This is a genomic window from Tsukamurella pseudospumae (genome assembly GCF_001575205.1).
GTDB lineage: Bacteria > Actinomycetota > Actinomycetes > Mycobacteriales > Mycobacteriaceae > Tsukamurella > Tsukamurella pseudospumae.
This window is the reverse complement of record NZ_LSRE01000048.1, coordinates 19,490-40,001: the sequence shown is the minus strand read 5'-3', so window position 1 is coordinate 40,001 and position 20,512 is coordinate 19,490. Positions and strand designations below refer to the sequence as shown.

Sequence of the window (20,512 nt, the reverse complement as noted above, 5' to 3'; positions counted from 1 at the left end):
GAACCCGACCTGTGCGGTCGTGTTCGGAGCACATCGGAACTCGGTCAGACGTGGCGCGCGAGGAACGACTCCAGCACCGCGTTGAACTCCCCGGGAGTCTCGAAATAGGCCGAGTGGCCGGACTCCTCGAAGGTGTGCGGGACGGCGCCGGGGATGAGCGTCGCCACGTGCAGGTGACTCGTGGGCGTGAGGAAGTCGTCGTGGGAGCCGCCGGCCATCAGGGTCGGGGTGGTGAAGCCGGCGAGATCCTCGGGGAACAGCTTGATGTCGTCGTCCTGCATGGTGCGTGCGTCGAAGCCGGGGTTGAGTTCCTTGATCCGGCTGTAGAGGAAGAACACCTCCGGGTGCTCCTTGACGAAAGTGCGGTTCCACCCGACCGCCGCGTCGTCGCCGCCGCGGTTGCCGCCGTGGCCGGCGTTGAAGGTGTCGCCCGCGGTCCGGAGCACCTCCCAGTTCTGCGGTGAGTAGGCGGGCGTCGGTGAGCCGTTGATGAACAGCGCCGAGACCCGTTCCGGGTGCCGGGCCGCCAGTGGCAGGCCCGCCCACGCGCCGAGTGACTGGCAGCAGAACGCGGCCCGGTCGATGCCCTCGGCGTTCATGATCGCGAGGATGTCGTCGGGGTAGTGGCGCGGATGCGACTGCTCGGGCGGGCACCGCGAGTTCTTGAATCCGCGCAGGTCCACGGTGATCACCCGGTACCTCTCGGCGAAGTAGGGGACCTGTTGGAACCAGCACATCGTGTTGCCGCCACCGCCGTGGACGAAGAACAGCGGGTGGCCTGAGCCGGCGGTCTCGTAGTAGACGTCGATGTCGCCGGAGGGTGCGTAGGGCATGGTGGATCTCCTTGTGCGGGTGGGTGTTCGTGGGTGGGCCAGCGGCTGTGGTTCAGGCGGTGACAGCGGTCGGTGCGATGGTGGCGGTGTTCCCGCGGATCGCGGCGACGAAGGACGGCGAGCGCAACGCGGCGAAGGTGCCGAGCAGTCCGGCGATCGACGCGAAGGTCACGTAGTAGGGCAGCACGCCGTAGCCGCCGCGCTCGTGGAGCCACTCGGCGAGCAGCGGGAAGGTACCGCCGAAGACCGCGACCGTGGTGGCGTTGACGATGCCGCCGCCCACCGCGCGCAGTGCGGGCGGGAAGAGCAGCCCGCCGTAGACGTTGATCGCCGTCATCGCCGGCGCCACCAGCAGGCCCAGCACCAGCGCGACCACCCAGAAGGGCATGGACCCGGCCTTCAGAGCCAGCAGCAGGGGAGCGGTGAGCAGGATCTGCAGGACGTAGCCGATGCGGAGAACGACCAGAATGCCGACCTGATCGGCGAGCCAGCCCAGTGCGAGCATCGTGACCAGGACGAGGGCCAGGGTGAGCGTCATGAAGCTCGACGCCGACTCCTTCGACGTGACGCCGATGTTGTCGCCGTACACCGGCATGTAGAGCAGCGCGAAGTAGAACGGGATGGTGCCGGAGATCGTCATTCCCAGCATTGCCAGGCAGGCCCAGCGGTGCTCTCGGAAGACGGTGCCGATGGGAGGGCGCTTCGTGCCGAGCTCGGCGGTCATCGCCTCGAAGGATTCGGTCTCGGGGGCGCTGCGGCGCACCCAGATCGCGAACAGTCCCACTGCGGCAGCGGCGACGAATCCCCAGCGCCAGGCACCGTCGTTGAGGGCCTCCCTGCCGAAGATCGCGTACATGGCGGCGATCGTTCCGAACGCGAGCAGGGATCCGATCACGATGCCGCCGTACGCGACTGCGCTGTAGCGCCACCGCATGTGGACGGGAGCGGCCTCGGTCACATAGGCGGCCACCGTCGGGGTTTCGCCCCCGTACGCGAGCCCCTGGATCAGGCGCAGGACGACGGCCAGTACGCCGGCGAGCACGCCGACCGCGGCGGCGGTGGGCAACAGTGCGATCCCCAGGCTCGCGAGGGCGATGCCGCTCATGCTCACAAGGAGGCCCAGGCGGCGGCCGTAGCGATCGCTGAACCGGCCGATCACAATGCTGCCCACCGGGCGGGCGAGGAAGCCGACGGCGAAGCCGGCGTACGCGGCCAGCAGCTTCCCACTGCCATCGCCGAACACCGATGCCGCGAAGAACGGGGCGAGAACGGCGTAGATGTTCCAGTCGAAGGATTCCACGATCGAGCCCACGGTCGAGGCGGTCAGCTCTCGCCGGGATCGGCCGCGGTCACGGGGTGGGGCCTCGATGGGTGACGTGGTTGTCATGGCGGTGTGGTCCTTTCATTCCGCCGGCCTGCGGCGCTGCTCGCAATGGTGGTGAGCCGCATCACATCAACTCGAAAATCTGGTGTAGATTGCCGAAATGATCAGTCCAGTGCAGGAATCTGCCGAGCTATCCGATCTGGAGCTGAGATTGATCAACGTGCTGCAGGTCGACCCGCGTGTCTCCTGGTCGCGTGCGGGCGAGGCGCTCGGCGTGGATCCGTCGACGGTGGCGCGCACCTGGAAGTCCCTTGCCGCCTCCGGGCGGGTCTGGGTCTCGGCCTATCCGCGCGCGACCCCGGCCGGGGTGCCGTTCGTGGCGTTCATCGAGGTGGGCTGTCGCGTTGGCGCTCGTACGGCCGTCGCGGACGCGCTCGCCGAACGACCGTGGGCCGCCACGATCGAGCACGCGACCGGCGGCCGTGACCTTCTGGTGAGCGTTCTGGCGAGCGGATTGTCCGCCCTCTCCGGGGTGTTGTCCGAGGAACTGGAGGCCATCGACGGCATCCGCGCGGTGCGGGTGCAACTGGCGACCGTGGTCGCCGTCGAGGGCGGCGGTTGGCGGTTGCGTGCCGTCGAGCCCGACGCCGTCCGGCGGCTGGCGGAGGATCGCACCGAGGTGCGCTTCCATCCGATGCGGCTCGACGAGCACGACGTGCTGTTGGTCACCGAGCTCGGGCGCGATGCGCGGGCGGGATACAGCGAGCTGGCTGCCCTGTCCGGGCTGGGGATCAGCACCGTGCGGCGCCGCGTGCAGCGTCTCATCGCGAACGGCGCGGTGAGCCTGCGCTGCGAAGTGGCGCAGGCGCTCAGCGGCTGGCCCGTGTCGGCGGCGATCTGGTGCCGGGTCCCGCCCGCGGAACTCGAGGCGGTGATGAGCGGGTTCGCCGGAATGCCCGAGGTCCGGCTCTGTGCCGCCCTGACCGGCGGGACCGCGAACCTGTTCGTATCGTTGTGGGTCCGCTCGCCAGGCGAGTTGCACCGGCTCGAAGGTCAGCTCAGCGCGCAGGCCCGCGGCATCGAGGTTGTGGACCGCATGCTGGCACTGAGGCACATCAAACGCATGGGTCACCTCCTCGACGCCGCGGGCCGCTCGGTCGGGGTGGTTCCGGTGGTCCCGGCCTGAAGTGGCGGGGCCACCGGGCTCAGGCGATGACCTGCTCGACGAACGAGAGCTGGCTCAGCACGTAGGCGCGGGCCAGGTGGTGCAGCTCGATGGAGTGGCCGACGCCCGCCATCAGCGCGGTGGCGAAGGGCGCGGCGGTGAAGTGCCGCGCGACGGCGGCGACGGCCTCGTCGTCGGAGCGCCAGATGTTGTCGTGCGCCGCGAACGTGAGCCGGACCGGCGCGCTGACGGCGGCGCCGACCGCGGGCAGCCGGTCGGCCCAGTCGACGACGTCGTACAGCTCGGGCATCGGCATGGGGCGCAACAGTTCTCCGTCGCGCGCGATCGCCGAGGCGGGGTAGGTGCCCTCCGGTCCCAGCATGACGCCGGCGTGCGCCTCGGGCGGCAGGGCGATCGACGGGGCGTCGCCGCGCAGGCCGCCCCACATCTCGCGAATGCCGGGCTGCCACAACTCGCCGAGGCCGCTGACCTCGACGCCGCGGGGCGTGCTCGACGACGCCGCCACCAGCAGCGCGAGCATGCCGCCGATCGAGTGGCCCACGAGCACGACCGGCAGGTCGAAGCTCGCCGCCAGGCCGTCCATCGCGGCGGTGAGGATCTTCGCCTGGGCGTCGAAACCCAGCCGGTCCGCTGCGACGTCCGCGCTGCCGCCGTAGCCCGGGCGGTCCACGGCGACCACGGTGTGGCCGAGGGCGGGCGCGATGGTGAGGAGGGAATCGTCGCCGACCTGGAAGTACTCGGAGTCGTAGGTGCCGCCGTGTACGGCGAGGATCAGGGCGCGCGAGACGCCGGCCGGCCGGGCGATGCGGGCGGCGAGGGACACGCCGTCGGCGACGAGGGTGATCGATTCCACGGGGGCGGTGGCAGTGGTCATGGTGAGGTCTCCTTGTGCGGGTGAGGCAACGATACGTTGATGGCGAGATTTCAACGTTGATGTCAAGAAAACTCCGTGAAGCTCTTGATTGTCAACAGTGATGTTGATAATTTGACTCGTATGTCAGAGACGATAGCGGTGATGCAGATGACCAGCCCCTTCCACGAGCCCGGCCTCGTCGCCTACCCGGACGAGTACGTGCGCCGATACCGGGATGAGGGGCTGTGGCGCGGCGCCTCCCTCCCGGGCGAACTCCTCGCTGCCGCCGGTGTCTTCGCCGAGCGGACCGCACTGATCACGCCCGAGGTCCGCTGGACCTACGCGGAGCTCTTCGGCCGCGCGGACCGGTTCGCCCGCGGCCTCCTCGCCGGTACCGACCTCGCGCCCGGCGAGCCGATCATGTTCCAGATGGGCAACGTCGCGGAGACCGTCGTCGCCTACCTCGGCGCGCTCATCGCCGGCCTGCGCCCCGTCTGCACGCTGCCGCAGCACGGTGTCCGCGAGATCGGCCTGCTCGCCGAGCACGTCGGAGCGCGAGCCACCGTGGTCCAGGGCGATCACGGCAAGGGGGAGACCCTCGCGGTCGCCGCCGCACTGCACGCCGACGGTGCCCTCCCGATCGTCATCGTCGCCCGCGGCACTGCGATCGGCGAGTCGCCGACCTACGAGGACCTCCTCGTGGTCGGGGCCTCTGCGCCGGAGGCGCCCGCGGTCGATCCCGAGCAGATCGCACTGTTCCAGCTCTCCGGCGGCACCACCGGGCTGCCGAAGGTCGCGGCCCGGCTGCACGAGGAGTACGTGCACAACGCCCGCGCCTGGGCCCGCGCGCTGCGGTGGGGCACCGAGACCCGGATCCTGTATCCGCTGCCGGTGATGCACAACGCGGGCATCGCGCTCGCGGTCCAGCCCGCGCTGCTCAGCGGCGCGACCGTCGTCCTCGCGCCCACCCCGAGGATCCCCGAGCTGCTCGACCTCATCGAGGCGGAGCGCCCCACGGTCCTGCCACTCATGCCGCCCGCCCTCGTGGTGCGCCTGCTCGAGGAGCCCCGGAGTGCGACGGCGGACCTCTCGAGCATCGTCGACCTCATCGTGGGCGGGCAGGCCCTGCCCGAGGAGGTGTCCGAGCGACTGCGCGACGAGCTGGGCATTCCTGTGCGGCAGATGTTCGGCATGGCCGAGGGCATGTTCCTGGTGACGCCCGACGGTTCCGGCGAAGATGTTCGGCACCACAGTGTGGGCGCGCCGGTCTCGCCCGCCGACGAGGTGCGGATCGCCGAGATCGGCGGCGACGCCGAGGTCCCCGCCGGCGAGATCGGCGAGTTCTGCGCTCGTGGGCCGTACACGATCCGCGGCTACTACCGCGCCGAGCAGCACAACCGCGACGCCTTCAGCGCCGATGGCTTCTACCGCACCGGCGACCTCGCCCGGGCCCACGTGATCGACGGCGTCACCGTCTACTCGATCGAGGGGCGGATCAAGGACGTGATCAACCGCGGTGTCGAGAAGATCCACGCCGAGGAGGTCGAGGAGGTGCTCCTGCGCCACCCGGACATCGTCAGCGCGGCGCTCGTCGCCATGCCCGACCCCGTGCTGGGGGAGAAGGCGTGCGCGTACCTCATCGTCGAGGACGGACACCCCGCGCCGACGGTCGCGACGATCGGTGAGTTCCTCACCGCGCAGGGCCTCGCCGGCTACAAGCGTCCCGAGCGCATCGAGGTCGTCGACCAGTTCCCCCTCTCCAACGTGGGGAAGGTCTCCAAGAAGGATCTGCGCGAGCGGGTCGCCGAAGCACTGCGCGCCGAGTCCGCGCGCTGACCGATACGAACACGAGGAAGACGATCATGGGCAACAGGACGGTAGCGATCATCGGCGGCGGACCCGCCGGACTGGCCGCGGCGCGGCTGATCAAGCTCGGCGACCCGCAGGCGCAGGTCACGGTGTACGAGCGGTCGGACGCCAGCGGCGAGACCTTCGGCTTCGGCGTGGGGCTGACGGAGTCGACCATGTCCAACATGGCCGCCGCCGATCCGGTCACCGCCGACCGGCTCCGCGAGGCCAGTCACGACGGGCACAGTCTTGTGCTGCGCACCGGCGACCGCGAGGTCGAGCTGCACGGCGCACGGAACCTGGCGATCGGGCGCGCGATCCTCCTCGAGGTGCTCACCACGTCGGCGCTCGAGGTGGGCGTGGACATCCGGCTGGGCGCGAGGACCGACATCGACGACATCTCCGCAGACGTGATCATCGCCGCCGACGGGGCGCGCAGCGCCGTTCGGGAGCGCTTCGCCGGCGAGCTCGGCGCGTCCGTCAGCTACGGCAGCCTCCACTTCATGTGGTGCGGTACCGATTTCGCGGTCGACGACGCCAACTTCACCTGGCGCACCAAGGGTGACGCGACCTTCGTGGTGCACGCCTACCCGTACGCCGACGACCGCAGCACCTTCCTCATCGAGACCGACGACCACTCCTTCCGCGCGGCCGGCCTGGACCGGTTCGCCGACGAGACCCCGGCCGGCGAATCCGACGAGCGCAGCCTCGGGCTGCTCGAGGAGGTCTTCACCGAGGAGCTCGGCGGGCGGAAGCTGCTCGCCAACCGCACCCGGTGGGCGCAGTTCCCGACCGTCTCGCTGGATCGGTGGTCGACCGGCAACGTGGTGCTCATCGGGGATGCCGCACACACGGCGCACTACACGATCGGGTCGGGGACGAAGCTGGCGCTCGAAGACGCCATCGCCCTGGCCCGCTCGCTGTCCGAGCACGAGGACGTCGCGGAGGCCTTCGCCGCCTACGAGACGGCACGACGGCCGTACGTGAGCCGGTTCAAGCACCTCGCCGCCCGATCCCAGAACTGGTGGTCCAGCTTCCGCGAGCGCACCGCCGAGGCGCCCGAGCGGATCGCGTTGTCCTACATGACCCGCGCGGGGAACCTCGGGCTCGAGCACTACGCCGCCGAGTACCCGCAGGTCGCCGCCCTCGCGCTGCGCGAACTCGGGGAGGCGCCCGTGGCGACGCCCGGCACCGTCGACGATTGGGTGCTGAGCCGCCCGCTCACGACCGACGCGCTGTCCGCGCCAGGGCGCGAGCTGCCGGTCGACGGGCTCGACGATGCCCACGCGGTGCGTGCCGACTGGTCCGGCGGGGAGGTCTGGGGTTCGGCCCATGACGACCTCGTCGCCGAGCTCCGCGGCGCCGACGCGCCCGTCGTGGTGCTGGGCGGACCGTCGGGCCCGACGGACGTGGGCGCCCGGATCGACCTGGCCGAGCGGGTGCGATGGGCCGGTAAGACGGTCGTCGTCGAGGTGCCGGTGGCGCTCCGGTCCGAGGGGGCCGCGGCGGTGGGTGCGGGCCGGGCGGACGCCGTCGTCACCGTGGGGTGAGTCGGCGGCGTGCGTACACTGCGACCCATGGCGACGGCGGAACGCACGGGTAGGGCGAGCGGACAGCGACGGCGCGACTTGGTGATCGGCGACGTGCTGGACGCGGCGACGGACCTGTTCGCCGTGAAGGGCTACGACGCCACCAGCCTGCAGGACATCGCCGACGCCGTCGGGGTGTCGCGGCCCGCGCTGTACCACTACATCAGCAGCAAGGAGGACCTGCTGGTGATGCTGGTGGAGCGGGTCTCACAGGCGCTCGCCGACGTCTTCGCCGAGCTCAGCGCCCGCGCGGACCTCGAGCCCACCGAGAAGCTCACCATCCTCACCGAGCAGCTCGTTCGGCAGCGGGCCGAGCACCCCAGCCAGTTCCGTATCCTCGACCGCTCCGAGATGATGCTGCCCAAGGCGGCGGGCGAGGACCACGCCGCCGCGCGCCGGCGCGTTCTGCGCGAGGTCGTCGCGATCATCGAGGAGGGGATCAAGGCGGGGCAGTTCACCCCGGTCGATCCCCGTACCGCCGCGCTGAGCCTGCTGGGCATGTGCAACTGGGTGGCCTGGTGGGCCAAGCCCGCGAACGGCGTCGAGGTGCAGGCCATCGTCGACACCGTCAGTGCCCTCGCTCGGCAGATGCTGTGCGTCCCCGAGGTCGACGGTGCCGTGGCGGGCCCGGCCGACCTGCTCGCCGAGATCCGCAGCCGCCTGGATCGGCTCGAACCCCTGATCTGACCGCGCTTCCCGCGCGCCCGACGCCCGCTCCGCCTTCCGGCGGGGTGGGCGTCGTCGTTGTGCGACACCGACGTCACGATTCTGACATTAGTGTTGACATCTGGACGCTGACGTCGAATACTGAAGGGGAAGGCGAAACCCATCGGAGGAGAACCATGAGCGCCAAGCCCATTCGGATCGGACTGGTCGTCCCCAGCTCGAACGTCACCGTCGAGACCGAGATGCCGCGCATCCTGGCCCGGCATCCGGAGCAGGAGTTCACCTTCCACTCGAGCCGCATGCGCATGAAGAAGGTCTCGCCGGAGCAGCTCGCCGCGATGAACGCGCAGCGCGAGCGGTGCGTCATCGAGCTCGGCGACGCGGGCGTCGACGCCATGCTCTACGCCTGTCTCGTCGCCATCATGTCCACCGGCCTCGGCGAACACCACAAAGTCGAGCTGTCGATCGCCGAGCAGCTCGCCGCCGGCGGCAGCGAGGCGTCGGTGCTCTCCAGCGCCGGCGCCCTCGTCGACGCGCTCGCCGACATGGGCGCGAAGCGGATCGCTGTCGTCACCCCCTACCTGCGCCCCCTCGCCGAGCAGGTGATGGCCTACCTCGAGCACGAGGGGCTGACGGTGACCGACTGGCGCGCACTGGAAGTGGCGGACAACGCCGAGGTCGGCTGCATCCCCGGCGACCGCGTCATGGAGGCCGCCCGCAGCATGGACCTGACCGGCGTCGACGCGCTCGTCCTCTCCGCCTGCGTGCAGATGCCCTCGCTCGGCCTGGTGCAGGCCGCCGAGGACGAGTTCGGCGTGCCCGTCATCACCGCCGCCACCGCCGGCGCGTACCGCATCCTGCGCGCCGTCGGCGCCACCGTCGACATCCCCGGAGCCGGCTCGCTGCTGCGGGCCGACGCGCCGGTCACCGTCGACGCCTAGAACCGCCACCCGACCTTCCGACAGGAGCACCCTGATGACCGAGAGCACCGAGCACCGCGTGCAGGGCGTCGACCACGCCGCCTTCCCGACCTTCGACCCCGTGGGCACCGTGCGCTTCTACAACGGCGTACTGAAATTCCCCATCGTGCACTCGATCTGCGCCGCAGGTTGGGGCCCCGAGGACCACCCGGACTTCATTCACTTCTTCTTCGACATCGGCAACGGCGACCGCATGGCCTTCTTCTACTACTTCGGCCTCGAGCCGATCGGCGACCCGAGCGCGCCCGGCGACTCGTGGGCCCGCCTCCCGCAGGGCACGCCCGGCTACTTCGTCAACTCCCGGCACCTCGCGATCCACGTCGACAGCGAGGAGGACCTGCTCGAATACCGCCGCCGCCTGGACGATTCCGCGTGGCCCTGCGAGATGCAGGTGATGCACGAGACCATCGAGTCGATCTACACGCACGACCCCAACGGCTACATGATCGAGATCACCCGGGCTCTGCGCCCCGTGACCCCGCAGGAGGATCTCGACGCCACGCTCACCATCGAGGCGCTGTGCGACGTGGTCGGCGGCGGCGCACCGTCGATGGATGCGCTGCTGGTGCGCAAGGCCGAACTCATCGTGGAGCGCGCCGAGGCGTGGGAGAAGGAGAGCGTCCGATGAGCCGCATGTACGTCCTGGACGTCCCGGAGAACGAGGGCGTCGTCACGGTCGCCGGTGCCGAGCCCGACGTGGAGATCACCAAGGTGGGGCCGTACTTCCGGATCACCCGGCCCGAGGAGATCGTCATCGACCGTCGTGCCACCGGGTGCCGGCACGCCGTCTGGTACAGCTCCCTCGCGGGCCTCGAGGACTCGAAGGTCGCGCAGCACGACAAGAACGCCCTGCGAGTGGTGGACCGATGACCACCGCGGAGAAGGTCGGCGCGGGACGGTACCTCGACGCCGAGGACGTGCCGGAGGGCACCGTCGCGACGCCGGTCGAGCTGTCGACCGTCGACGGCGCCAAGGTCTCCGGCGTGCTGCGCACCGTGCCCGGAGCGACCGCCGTCGCCTTCCTCATGCACCCCCGGCAGGACTTCACGCACCACGTGCTCGTGCCCGAGTTCCTGCGGCGCGGCGTCGCGGTGTGGACGCAGGGCAGTCGTACCCAGGGAAACGACCTGACGCTTCTCCACGAGCAGGCGCTGCTGGACATGGCGGCGGGACACGTCTTCCTCCGGGAACAGGGCTTCGACACCGTGATCGCCGTCGGTCACTCCGGCGGCGGGGCGCTGGCCGCGTTCTACATCGAGCAAGCGGGGCTGCCCGCCGAAGACCGGCTCGCGGGGACGCCCGGCGGCAAGCCCGTGCCGCTGCGCACGGCGATGATGCCCCTGCCCGACCACGTGGTGTTCATGGCGCCGCACCCCGGGCAGGGGGAGCTGCTGCTGCGGATGATCGACCCGTCCGTGGCCGACGAGGCCGACCCGATGTCGGTGGCGTCGGCACTGGACCCGTTCAACCCCGCCAACGGCTACCGCCCGGCGCCCGAGGCGTCGTCGTACTCGCCGGAGTTCGTGGCGCGGTACCGCGCGGCGCAGCGCGAGCGCGTGGAGCGGCTCGACGCCGTGGCCCGCGTGCGGGTGGCGACGGCGCGGGAAGCGCAGCGGCGGTTCAAGGCGGGCGGCGATCCGTCCGACCGCCGGGCCGCGCTGGCCACCGAGTTCCTCACGGTGCAGCGCACCGACGCGGACCTGCGCTGCATGGACCCGACGCTGGACCCCAACGACCGGCCCTACGGCTCGCTGTTCGGCGCCCGCCCGGACCTCACCGACTACGGCGTCGTGGGCTTCGGCCGGCTCACCACGCCCGAGGCGTGGCTGTCGACCTGGTCGGCGCTGAGCAGCCGCGCGGGATTCCTCCGGTGCGCGCCGGCGGTCACGATGCCCACGCTGTTCATCGAGATCACCGGTGACCAAGCCTGCTTCCCCGACGATGCCCGCGCCATGGTCGCGGCGTTCGGGACCTCCGATGTCGAGCACGTGCGCGTACGCGGCAAGCACTTCGGCGCCGCCCTCACCGAGGGGGAGCCCACGGCCGCGACCCTCGCCGGCATCGAGATCGAACGCTGGCTCGGTGCCCGAGGGATCGGAGACGCCGCACGCTAGCGATGCACCTCACGATGTCGACTTCTGCGGCACCGGAGCGCCCGGAGGGGAGCCGTCACTACCGCAGAACTCGACATCGTGAGATTCGATCCGTGGGCGAGGTCGAAATCGGGTCCTGGCGTTCGACGAGGGGTTAAGGACTCCTCAACGAAAGGCCGACATCATGCCCAGCACCGATCAGCGCACCGAATACCTCACTGCCACCACCACGATCGACGCCCCGCCCGAGGCGGTGTTCGACGCGCTCACCGACGCCCGGGAGTGGTGGAGCCGGAACATCATCGGGCACACCGCAGACCTGGACGACGAGTTCGTGTTCACCGACGACGTCCGGTATCCGGGAGAGACCGCGCGCACGAAAACGGGCATCCGGTTCTGCCGGTTCCAGCTCACCGAGGTACAGCCGCCGCACAGGCTGGTGTGGCACGCGGTCGACGCCGAGCTCACCTTCATCGACGACCACCGGGAGTGGACCGCCACCGACGTGGTCTTCGAGGTCACACCCGGACCCGAGGGCACCGATCTGCGATTGACCCACGTGGGCCTCACCGCGGAATCCGAGTGCTTCGAGGCCTGCTCGCGGGGGTGGACCTTCTTCGTCACCACCAGCATCCCCGCCCTAGTGACCACCGGCATCGGCGCGCCGATCGCGCGATACACCGACGTGCGATAGCGGCACCGTCGGAAACCTGCACGTAACCGGGCGGCCCGAACCGGGGCCAACCGGTTACACACGGGCAACACGGCCGCGACCACCGGGAAACCGCGGCGGCAGAAGCTTTTCTCACTCGCGTCGCACCGGCGGCGCGTCCGAGGAGGTTTCCCCGTGCTCTTGGCTTCCGTGCCCGACGACATGTTCGGCAAAGTCGACACCGGCACCACCGCGTGGATGTTGATGTCCGCGGCGCTCGTGCTGCTCATGACACCCGCGCTCGCGTTCTTCTACGGCGGGCTCTCCCGCCAGAAGTCCGTGCTCAACATGATGATGATGTCGATCAGCTCGCTCGGCGTGGTCTCCGTGATCTACGTGCTCTGGGGCTACTCGACCTCGTTCTCCGGCGAGGGGAACTACCTGGGGCTCTTCGACAACCCCTTCACGTACTTCGGCCTCGACGCCCTCACCCAGACGAAGACGGCGGGCGCCGACACGCTGTACGTGCTCAGCCCGACGGGGCAGGGGCTGCCCGCCATCGTCTTCGCCGGGTTCCAGCTGACCTTCGCGGTGATCACCGTGGCGCTGATCTCCGGCGCGGTCGCCGAGCGCGTGAAGTTCGGCACCTGGCTCGCGTTCACCGCGATCTGGACCACGATCGTCTACCTCCCGCTGGCGCACATGGTCTGGGGCGGCGGCCTGCTCTCGAACTCCGCGGACGGCATCGCCGCCTGGCTGTTCGGCACCACCGACGGCAAGGCGACGATCGCGCCGATCGACTTCGCAGGCGGCACCGTCGTGCACATCAACGCGGGCATCGCCGGCGGCATCCTGGCGATCTTCGTGGGCAAGCGCCTCGGCTTCGGCAAGGCCGCGTACCGGCCGCACAACATCCCGTTCGTCATGCTCGGCGCCGCGCTGCTGTGGTTCGGGTGGTTCGGGTTCAACGCCGGCTCCGCGGGCACCGCGAACATGACCGCGGGCCTGGCCTGGGTGAACACCACCGTCGCGACCGCCGCCGCCATGCTCGGCTGGCTCGCGGTGGAGAAGTTCCGCGACGGCCACGCCACCACCGTGGGCGCCGCATCGGGCGTCGTCGCCGGACTCGTCGCCGTCACCCCGGCCTGCGCGAACATCACCCCCGTCGGTGCGATCGGGCTGGGCGTCGTGGCGGGCGTGGCCGCAGCGTTCGGCGTCGGTCTCAAGCACCGCTTCGGCTTCGACGACTCGCTCGACGTGGTGGGCGTGCACCTGGTGGCGGGGCTCATCGGCACCGTGTCCCTGGGCTTCCTGGCCAAGGACACCGGCCTGTTCTACGGTGGCGACTACCGCCAGCTCGTGGTGCAGATCGTCATCGCCGGCGTCGCGCTGCTGTTCACCGGTGTACTGACCGTGATCATCGCCCTCCTGCTCAAGCCCCTCGGCTGGCGGATCGACAAGGAGTCCGAGGCCGACGGTATCGACAACTCGGAGCACGCCGAAACGGCTTACGACCTGGTCTGAGGGGACCGGAACTAAGCTGAAATCCTCCACCGACTCAACGAAGGAATCTCCTATGAAGCTGGTCACCGCGATCGTCAAGCCCTTCACCCTCGAGGACGTGAAGGCGGGACTCGAGCAGGCCGGGATCCTCGGCATGACCGTCAGCGAGGTCCAGGGCTACGGCCGCCAGAAGGGGCACACCGAGGTGTACCGCGGCGCCGAGTACTCCGTGGACTTCGTGCCCAAGGTCCGCATCGAGGTCGTCGTCGACGACGCCGTGGTCGACAGCGTGGTCGACGTGATCGTCGAGGGCGCGCGCACCGGCAAGATCGGTGACGGCAAGGTCTGGGTCACCCCCGTCGAGTCCGTCGTGCGCGTGCGCACCGGCGAGCGCGGCAACGAGGCCCTGTAGGAACTGACGATGACGGTGCCGGACAGGGCGATCGTGCCGAGCGCGGACGGGCCGCCCGAGGGCGGCGGGCAGGGCGGGGCGAAGGAACTGGTCGCCGCCCGAGCCCGCCTGCTCGACCGGGCGGCCGGTCCCCACGGGCTGGACCCCGCCGCGCTGCGCGGCGCCCTGGCGGACCTCGCCGAGGTGTGGCTCACCACCCGCGGCACCGCGGCCGGGATCGGCCCGGACAGCGGGCTGGCGCTGGTCGCCGTCGGTGGGCTCGGACGACGGGAACTCCTGCCGCACAGCGACTTCGATCTGCTGCTCGTGCACGACGACGGACTCGACCCGGCGCACGTCACTGAGGTCGCGGAGAGCATCTGGTACCCGCTCTGGGACGCGCACATCAAGCTCGATCACAGCGTCCGGACGGTGCCGGAGGCGGTCCGCGTCGCCCAGTCCGACCTGACGGCGGCGCTCGGGCTCCTCGACGCCCGGCACATCGTGGGCGATGCGGAGATCACCAACCTCCTGATCAGCGGGGTCCGCAAGCAGTGGCGCACCGACATCCGCACCCGCGTCGACGACCTCGTCGGGCAGGCCCGCGAGCGGTGGCGCCGGTCCGGCGAGATCGCTCACCGCGCCGAACCCGACCTCAAGAACGGCCGCGGCGGGATGCGCGACGTGCAGCTGCTGCAGGCACTCTCGCTCGCCCAGCTGACGGACGGGATCCCGACACCGTCGGGCTCCCCGGGCGGCCCGAACGGCAACGACCTGGCCACCGCCTACGGCCGGCTCCTCGACGTGCGCACCGAACTGCACCGCATCTCCGGGCGCGCCCGCGACCAGGTGCGGGCCCAGGAGGCCGACGAGATCGGCGCTGCGCTGCGCCTCGGTGACCGGTTCGACCTGGCCCGCACCATCAGCGACAGCGGGCGCACCGTGGCCTACGCCGTCGACGTCGGCATCCGGACCGCCCAGAACGCGCTGCCCCGACGCGGCCTCTCCCGCCTGCGCCGCGCACCCGTCCGGCGCCCCCTCGCGGAGGGCGTGGTCGAGCACGCGGGCGAGGTCACCCTCGCCCGCGACGCCCGGCCCGATCGCGACCTCGGCCTCACCGTGCGGGTCGCCGCCGCGGCGGCCGCCTCGGGCCTGCCGATGTCCGCGTCCACCCTCAACCGTCTCGCCGAGGTCGCGCCCGCGCCCCGGAGCCCCTGGCCCGCGGAGACGGTCGCCGACTTCCTCGCCCTGCTCGGCGCGGGCCGCAGCGCCGTGCCCGTCATCGAGGCCCTCGACCGGACCGGACTGTGGGGTCGCCTGCTCCCCGAATGGGGCGCCGTCCGCGACCTCCCGCCGCGCGACGCCGTGCACACCTGGACCGTCGACCGGCACCTCGTGGAGACCGCCGCCCACGCCGCGAGCCGCGCGACCGATGTGGCCCGGCCGGATCTGCTCGCGCTCGGCGCGCTCCTGCACGACCTCGGCAAGGGCCGCGGCGGCGATCACAGCGTGATCGGCGCGGAGCTCGCCGAGGCGATCGCGACCCGCCTCGGCCTCGACGAGCGCGACACCGGACTGCTCGCCGCGATGGTGCGGCACCACCTGCTGCTGCCCGCGGTCGCGACCCGGCGCGACCTCGACGACCCCGCGACGATCGAGGCGGTCGCGGACAAGATCGACCGCGATCCGGTGCTGCTGGAACTGCTGTACGCGCTCGCCGAGGCGGACTCGCTGGCGACCGGGCCCGGCGTGTGGGGCGACTGGAAGTCCCGGCTCATCGGCGAGCTGGTCCGGCGCACCGGCCGTGTGCTGGCGGGGGAGCCCGCGCCGCATCCCGAACCGGTGCCCGACGAGGTCGTCGCGCTCGCCGCCGCGGGCGGCACGCACGTGCGGATCACGCCCGCACCCGCGCTGGGGCCGCACACCTTCACCGTCGTGGTCGTCGGTCCCGACCGGCGCGGCGTGCTCGCCCGCATGGCCGCCGTCCTCGCCCTCGCCGGACTGCGCGTGCACAGCGCGACCGTCGCCGGCGTCGAGGACTCCGCGGTGAACACCTTCGTCGTGGTCCCGACCTTCGGCGATCCGCCCGACCCGGCCGTCGTCCGGCAGCGCCTGCTGGCCGCGCTCGACGGCGCCGACGTGCTCGCCGAGCTGCGCGAACGCGAACGCGCGGCCGCGGCCCCCGTCGACCGATCCGCCGCCGCGCCGCCGCTCCGGGTGCCCGCGCCGCCCCGGCTGCGCTGGTTCGACGGTGCTCCCGGCACCGTCGTCCTCGAGGTCCGGGCCGGGGACACCCCCGGTCTGCTCGCGCGGATCGCGGGCGCCCTCGACGACGCCGGACTCGACGTGCGCTGGGCCCGGGTCGCGACGCTCGGCGCGACCGTCGTGGACGCGTTCTGCCTCACCGTCCCGGCCGACGAGCCGAGCCTCCGGGCCCGCGCGGAGGGCGCCGTCATCGCCGTCCTGCCCGAGGCCGCGCCTCCCGCACCACCGGAGGGCGGGCAGACGCAGGGCTTTCGGTAGGCTGGAGCAATGTTCGAATCCCTCTCCGATCGGCTCACAGGCGCGCTCAAGGACCTGCGCGGCAAGGGCCGGCTCACCGACGCCGACATCGACTCGACGGCGCGCGAGATCCGCCTCGCGCTGCTCGAGGCCGATGTCGCGCTGCCCGTGGTGCGCGCCTTCGTCGCGCGGGTCAAGGAGCGGGCCAAGGGCCACGAGGTCTCGGCCGCGCTCAATCCGGCGCAGCAGATCGTCAAGATCGTCAACGAGGAGCTCGTCGGCATCCTCGGCGGCGAGACCCGGCGGCTCAACCTCGCCAAGACCCCGCCCACGGTGATCATGCTCGCGGGCCTGCAGGGCGCGGGTAAGACCACGCTCGCGGGCAAGCTCGCGCACTTCCTCAAGAAGCAGGGGCACACGCCCATGCTCGTGGCGTGCGACCTGCAGCGTCCGGGCGCCGTCGACCAGCTCAAGATCGTCGGCGAGCGGGCGGGCGTGCCCACCTACGCGCCGCACCCCGGTACCTCCGTCGGCGGCGAGGGCGTCCTCGGTGTCAGCGCGGCCGACCCCGTCGAGGTCGCGCGCGGCGGTATCGCCGAGGCGAAGGCCCGCCAGCACGACGTGGTCATCGTCGACACCGCCGGCCGCCTCGGCATCGACGAGGAGCTCATGGGCCAGGCGCGGGGCATCCGCGACGCCGTGGATCCCGACGAGGTGCTCTTCGTCCTCGACGCCATGATCGGCCAGGACGCGGTGACCACCGCCCAGGCCTTCGCCGACGGCGTCGACTTCACCGGTGTCGTGCTCACCAAGCTCGACGGCGACGCGCGCGGCGGTGCGGCGCTCTCGGTCCGCGAGATCACCGGCAAGCCGATCCTCTTCGCGTCCACCGGTGAGAAGCTCGACGACTTCGACGTCTTCCACCCGGATCGCATGAGCTCCCGGATCCTCGGCATGGGCGATGTGCTCTCGCTCATCGAGCAGGCCGAGCAGCACATGGACCAGCAGAAGGCGGAGGAGGCGGCCGCCAAGATCACCTCCGGCGAGCTGACCCTCGAGGACTTCCTCGACCAGATGCTGATGATCCGCAAGATGGGCCCCATCGGGAACCTGTTGGGCATGCTGCCCGGCGCGGGCCAGATGAAGGACGCCCTCGCCGCCGTCGACGACAGCCAGCTCGATCGGATCCAGGCGATCATCCGCGGCATGACGCCCGCCGAGCGCACCGATCCGAAGATCATCAACGCCTCCCGCCGGCTGCGCATCGCCAAGGGCTCCGGCGTCACCGTGACCGACGTGAACCAGCTGGTCGACCGCTTCTTCGAGGCCCGCAAGATGATGTCGCAGATGGCCGGCTTCGGCGGTGGCGGCCCCAAGCGGCTGTCCAAGCGCAAGCAGAAAGGCAAGCAGGGCAAGAAGAACAACCGTGCCCGGCAGACCGGCCCGGCGGCGCCCCGGATGGGCGGCGGCTTCCCCGGCATGCCCGGGATGCCCGCAGGTATGGACCTCTCCGGCATGCCCAAGGGCCTCGACCAGATGCCTCCGGGCCTCGAGGGCATCGACATGGCCGCGCTCGAGGAGCAGCTCCGCAAGAAGCGGTAGCGCGTCGGGTCGTGAAACCGGCGGAATCCGGCGGTACGAGGCCGGTTCGGGCCTCGTAGGGTCGAAATCGGCCGGTTCCCCGACGTAGGGTTGCCCGATGAGCGATCTGCACTTCTCCGGCGTCGTGCTGCCCGGCGGCGAGGGCGAGTTCTGGGTGTCCGACGGTGCCGTGCGATTCGACCCGCCCGGCGGTCCGGCCACGGAGCTGACCGGCTACGCGGTGCCCGGTTACGTCGACGCCCACTGCCACGTCGGCATCGTCGAGGACGGGGAGCCGGACCTGGTCCGCGGCCGCGTCCTCGCACTGGAGGACGTGGCGGTGGGCGTCACCGTCATCCGCGAACCCGGGTCCGACCTCGACACCTCGCCCCTGGACGGGCAGCCGGGACTGCCGCGGTTCGTCCGGATGGGTCGTCACATCGCGCTCGTCAAGCGGTACACCCGCGGCCTCGGGGAGCAGCTCGAGGACCCCTCCCAGCTCGTCGCCGCCGTGCGCCGCCGCGCCGCCGAGGGACACCCGTGGATCAAGCTCGTGGGGGACTGGATCGACCGGTCCGTGGGCGACCTCGCGCCGCTGTGGCCCGACGACGTGCTCGCCGAGGCCGTCGCCGTCGCCCACGACGCGGGTGCCCGCGTGACGGCGCACGTCTTCGGCGAGGACGCCCTCCCCGGCCTGCTGGCCGCCGGCGTCGATGCGATCGAGCACGGCTCCGGGCTCACCGCCGACACCATCGACACCATGGTCGAGAAGGGGATCGGACTGGTGCCCACCATGATCCAGATCGAGAACTTCCCGTCCATCGCCGCGCCCGCCGCCGAGAAGTTCCCCACCTACCACCGCCACATGCTGGCGCTGCACGACCGCCGGAAGGCGACCTTCCGCGCCGCGTGGGAGGCGGGAGTCGCGATGTACGCCGGCACCGACGCCGGGGGCTTCAACGTGCACGGCGCCCTACCGCGGGAGATCACCGCCCTCGCCGCCGTCATGCCGCCCGAGGACGCGATCGCCGCCGCGTCCTGGCGCGCCCGGCAGTGGCTCGGCTTCGCCGGCATCGACGACGGTGCCCCCGCCGACCTCGTGATCTACGACGAGGACCCGCGGGTCGCGCTGGCGCACGGCGCGCTTCCGGCACCGTCGGCCGTGGTGGTGCGGGGCGCGCTCGCCTGAGCCTGCTGTTCCGGGCGCGGGCGACTCTGCTTCGCCGGCCGGGGGGCGACTCCGCTTCGTCGGCCGGGGGCGACTCCGCTTCGTCGGCCGGGGGCGGCCGACCCACCACTGCGCCTTCGGCGCGCGGCTGAGCAGCTCGACGATGCCCAGCGTCACCGCGATCGTGATCAGGTAGGCGACGGCCGTGCCGAACGGGGAGGGGAGCACCGTGGTGAGCCACGGCGCACCGTCGCCCGACTTGGGCAGGAGCAGCACCGAGAGCACCATGACGTGCACGAGGAAGACACCGAACGAGCGCTTCGCGCCGTACGAGGCGAACCGCGTCAGCCGCGGCAGGCGGTGCCGGTTGCGGGCGAGCAGCAGGCCCGTCGTGTAGACCGCCGCGACCAGCGCGACGTAGAGCACGAAGTTCGCCGGCTGGAACACTGCTGAGGCCACGATCGGGGCGGTCTCGTCGCTGAGGCGGACCCGGTAGAGCACCTGCGCCGCGACGGCCGTGCCGACCGCGAGCCCGAAGACGAGCGGGGCGTGCCGCAGCAGCACCGCCTCCACCCGCTCCCGGTGGAACGCCGTGATCACGCCGAGCAGGATGAAGAACTGGTACGGGATGAACGTGGCGTAGAGGTGCCAGAAGTTCTCGCCCCACCACCCGGTGGTCGGGTTCCAGTAGGTGGCCGCGACGTAGATCCCGACCTGGAGCGCCGCGCTCGCGAGCAGGATCCGCCCGTGGAAGCGGCGGGTGCGGCGCACGAACCCGAAGATCAGCGGGAACAGCACGTAGATCTGGATCGTGACGAAGATGAAGTACAGCTGGTAGCCGTTGAGGCCGCCCCACTTGAGGTTGTTCCAGAAGTCGCCGAGGCTCCGGGGGATCGCGGAGCCGTCACCGCGAACCGTCATGTCGTAGGCCCAGTAGGCGAACGCCCAGATCACGAACGGGATCACCACGAGCTTGAGCCGCTTGCGCCAGAACGTGGCGGGGCGCAGCTGCGCGCCGCGCTCGACGATCCCGTACGCCAGGACCAGGCCCGTCAGCGCGAAGAACGCGTTCCGCGTGAAGTGCAGGTTCATCGCGATCGCGTTGGTGACGGTGCCGTTGACCTCGTCGTTGGTGTTCGTCAGCGTGTGGATGAACACCACCAGCAGGAACGTGATCGTCCGGACGAAGTCGAGTTGATGGAGGTAGCCGCCGCGAGGCCGCGCGACCTCCCCGTCACCGGTGGAAACCGGTGACGGGGAAGTGCGGTCCAGGTGCGTGGCCATGATGAAGAGTCTGTGGTCCGATCCTGCGAGGTGGCTGTCAGCGGCCTGGCAGTGGGCTA

The 20,512-nt window shown here is 71.1% G+C and carries 17 protein-coding genes and 1 pseudogene; 14 read left to right on the top strand and 4 right to left on the bottom strand.

What is annotated here, in order from left to right:
* Positions 1 to 44 precede the first annotated feature (44 nt).
* Both AXK61_RS19420 and AXK61_RS19415 read right to left on the bottom strand, forming a co-directional pair.
* Positions 45 to 833, bottom strand: a complete 789-nt coding sequence (locus tag AXK61_RS19420) for an alpha/beta fold hydrolase (RefSeq protein WP_068746752.1) — start codon at positions 831 to 833, stop codon at positions 45 to 47.
* Between the two features lie 52 nt (positions 834 to 885).
* Positions 886 to 2,220, bottom strand: a complete 1,335-nt coding sequence (locus AXK61_RS19415; RefSeq protein ID WP_082777883.1) for an MFS transporter — start codon at positions 2,218 to 2,220, stop codon at positions 886 to 888.
* 97 nt (positions 2,221 to 2,317) lie between these two features.
* Between AXK61_RS19415 and AXK61_RS19410 the strand changes: the two genes are divergently transcribed.
* Positions 2,318 to 3,343 (top strand): Lrp/AsnC family transcriptional regulator, encoded by a 1,026-nt coding sequence (locus AXK61_RS19410; protein WP_068746751.1) that lies wholly within the window; start codon positions 2,318 to 2,320, stop codon positions 3,341 to 3,343.
* Positions 3,344 to 3,362: 19 nt separating this feature from the next.
* On the opposite strand, the gene AXK61_RS19405 is transcribed toward AXK61_RS19410, so the two are convergent.
* Positions 3,363 to 4,217: an alpha/beta fold hydrolase gene (locus tag AXK61_RS19405; protein ID WP_068570430.1), complete on the bottom strand. Its 855-nt coding sequence runs from the start codon at positions 4,215 to 4,217 to the stop codon at positions 3,363 to 3,365.
* A 120-nt stretch (positions 4,218 to 4,337) separates the two neighbouring features.
* Between AXK61_RS19405 and AXK61_RS19400 the strand changes: the two genes are divergently transcribed.
* From AXK61_RS19400 to AXK61_RS24545, 13 genes are all read left to right on the top strand, one after another.
* Entirely contained in the window at positions 4,338 to 6,032 is a 1,695-nt protein-coding gene (locus tag AXK61_RS19400) for an AMP-binding protein (protein ID WP_231855608.1), read from the top strand.
* A 26-nt stretch (positions 6,033 to 6,058) separates the two neighbouring features.
* Positions 6,059 to 7,594 carry an FAD-dependent monooxygenase gene (locus AXK61_RS19395; protein ID WP_068746750.1) on the top strand — a complete coding sequence of 512 codons (1,536 nt, stop codon included), beginning with the start codon at positions 6,059 to 6,061 and terminating at the stop codon, positions 7,592 to 7,594.
* Positions 7,595 to 7,621: 27 nt separating this feature from the next.
* Positions 7,622 to 8,320 carry a TetR/AcrR family transcriptional regulator gene (locus AXK61_RS19390; RefSeq protein ID WP_068746749.1) on the top strand — a complete coding sequence of 233 codons (699 nt, stop codon included), beginning with the start codon at positions 7,622 to 7,624 and terminating at the stop codon, positions 8,318 to 8,320.
* A 155-nt stretch (positions 8,321 to 8,475) separates the two neighbouring features.
* Complete coding sequence (locus AXK61_RS19385) at positions 8,476 to 9,240, top strand: maleate cis-trans isomerase family protein (protein ID WP_068746748.1); 765 nt, start codon at positions 8,476 to 8,478, stop codon at positions 9,238 to 9,240.
* Positions 9,241 to 9,274: 34 nt separating this feature from the next.
* Complete coding sequence (locus AXK61_RS19380) at positions 9,275 to 9,907, top strand: VOC family protein (RefSeq protein WP_068746747.1); 633 nt, start codon at positions 9,275 to 9,277, stop codon at positions 9,905 to 9,907.
* Positions 9,904 to 10,149: a hypothetical protein gene (locus AXK61_RS19375; RefSeq protein WP_068746746.1), complete on the top strand. Its 246-nt coding sequence runs from the start codon at positions 9,904 to 9,906 to the stop codon at positions 10,147 to 10,149. Before AXK61_RS19380 ends, AXK61_RS19375 begins: the two co-directional genes overlap by 4 nt.
* On the top strand, positions 10,146 to 11,393 hold the full coding sequence (locus tag AXK61_RS19370; protein WP_068746745.1) for an alpha/beta fold hydrolase: 1,248 nt from the start codon (positions 10,146 to 10,148) through the stop codon (positions 11,391 to 11,393). Before AXK61_RS19375 ends, AXK61_RS19370 begins: the two co-directional genes overlap by 4 nt.
* 163 nt (positions 11,394 to 11,556) lie before the next feature.
* Positions 11,557 to 12,066: an SRPBCC family protein gene (locus tag AXK61_RS19365; protein WP_068746744.1), complete on the top strand. Its 510-nt coding sequence runs from the start codon at positions 11,557 to 11,559 to the stop codon at positions 12,064 to 12,066.
* Between the two features lie 180 nt (positions 12,067 to 12,246).
* Positions 12,247 to 13,548 carry an ammonium transporter gene (locus tag AXK61_RS19360; protein WP_068746820.1) on the top strand — a complete coding sequence of 434 codons (1,302 nt, stop codon included), beginning with the start codon at positions 12,247 to 12,249 and terminating at the stop codon, positions 13,546 to 13,548.
* A 52-nt stretch (positions 13,549 to 13,600) separates the two neighbouring features.
* Entirely contained in the window at positions 13,601 to 13,939 is a 339-nt protein-coding gene (locus tag AXK61_RS19355) for a P-II family nitrogen regulator (RefSeq protein WP_068524879.1), read from the top strand.
* Between the two features lie 9 nt (positions 13,940 to 13,948).
* Positions 13,949 to 16,441: a [protein-PII] uridylyltransferase gene (locus AXK61_RS19350; RefSeq protein ID WP_082789450.1), complete on the top strand. Its 2,493-nt coding sequence runs from the start codon at positions 13,949 to 13,951 to the stop codon at positions 16,439 to 16,441.
* 9 nt (positions 16,442 to 16,450) lie between these two features.
* Positions 16,451 to 18,022, top strand: a complete 1,572-nt coding sequence (ffh, locus tag AXK61_RS19345) for a signal recognition particle protein (protein WP_068746743.1) — start codon at positions 16,451 to 16,453, stop codon at positions 18,020 to 18,022.
* 97 nt (positions 18,023 to 18,119) lie between these two features.
* Positions 18,120 to 19,190, top strand: a complete 1,071-nt coding sequence (locus AXK61_RS24545; protein ID WP_197466876.1) for an amidohydrolase family protein — start codon at positions 18,120 to 18,122, stop codon at positions 19,188 to 19,190.
* A 168-nt stretch (positions 19,191 to 19,358) separates the two neighbouring features.
* On the opposite strand, the pseudogene AXK61_RS25765 reads toward AXK61_RS24545, so the two are convergent.
* Positions 19,359 to 20,453, bottom strand: a pseudogene (locus AXK61_RS25765) (acyltransferase); the annotation flags it as partial.
* Positions 20,454 to 20,512 lie beyond the last annotated feature (59 nt).

Bases quoted from the DNA above. Each gene is read 5' to 3' on its own strand.
- AXK61_RS19370 (WP_068746745.1), top strand. From the start codon at position 10,146: ATGACCACCGCGGAGAAGGTCGGCGCGGGACGGTACCTCGACGCCGAG.
- AXK61_RS19390 (WP_068746749.1), top strand. From the start codon at position 7,622: ATGGCGACGGCGGAACGCACGGGTAGGGCGAGCGGACAGCGACGGCGC.
- AXK61_RS19355 (WP_068524879.1), top strand. From the start codon at position 13,601: ATGAAGCTGGTCACCGCGATCGTCAAGCCCTTCACCCTCGAGGACGTG.
- AXK61_RS19410 (WP_068746751.1), top strand. From the start codon at position 2,318: ATGATCAGTCCAGTGCAGGAATCTGCCGAGCTATCCGATCTGGAGCTG.
- AXK61_RS19400 (WP_231855608.1), top strand. From the start codon at position 4,338: ATGTCAGAGACGATAGCGGTGATGCAGATGACCAGCCCCTTCCACGAG.
- AXK61_RS19380 (WP_068746747.1), top strand. From the start codon at position 9,275: ATGACCGAGAGCACCGAGCACCGCGTGCAGGGCGTCGACCACGCCGCC.
- AXK61_RS19415 (WP_082777883.1), bottom strand. From the start codon at position 2,220: ATGACAACCACGTCACCCATCGAGGCCCCACCCCGTGACCGCGGCCGA.
- AXK61_RS19350 (WP_082789450.1), top strand. From the start codon at position 13,949: ATGACGGTGCCGGACAGGGCGATCGTGCCGAGCGCGGACGGGCCGCCC.
- AXK61_RS19395 (WP_068746750.1), top strand. From the start codon at position 6,059: ATGGGCAACAGGACGGTAGCGATCATCGGCGGCGGACCCGCCGGACTG.
- AXK61_RS19360 (WP_068746820.1), top strand. From the start codon at position 12,247: ATGTTCGGCAAAGTCGACACCGGCACCACCGCGTGGATGTTGATGTCC.
- AXK61_RS19405 (WP_068570430.1), bottom strand. From the start codon at position 4,217: ATGACCACTGCCACCGCCCCCGTGGAATCGATCACCCTCGTCGCCGAC.
- AXK61_RS19375 (WP_068746746.1), top strand. From the start codon at position 9,904: ATGAGCCGCATGTACGTCCTGGACGTCCCGGAGAACGAGGGCGTCGTC.
- AXK61_RS19365 (WP_068746744.1), top strand. From the start codon at position 11,557: ATGCCCAGCACCGATCAGCGCACCGAATACCTCACTGCCACCACCACG.
- AXK61_RS24545 (WP_197466876.1), top strand. From the start codon at position 18,120: ATGAGCGATCTGCACTTCTCCGGCGTCGTGCTGCCCGGCGGCGAGGGC.
- AXK61_RS19420 (WP_068746752.1), bottom strand. From the start codon at position 833: ATGCCCTACGCACCCTCCGGCGACATCGACGTCTACTACGAGACCGCC.
- ffh (WP_068746743.1), top strand. From the start codon at position 16,451: ATGTTCGAATCCCTCTCCGATCGGCTCACAGGCGCGCTCAAGGACCTG.
- AXK61_RS19385 (WP_068746748.1), top strand. From the start codon at position 8,476: ATGAGCGCCAAGCCCATTCGGATCGGACTGGTCGTCCCCAGCTCGAAC.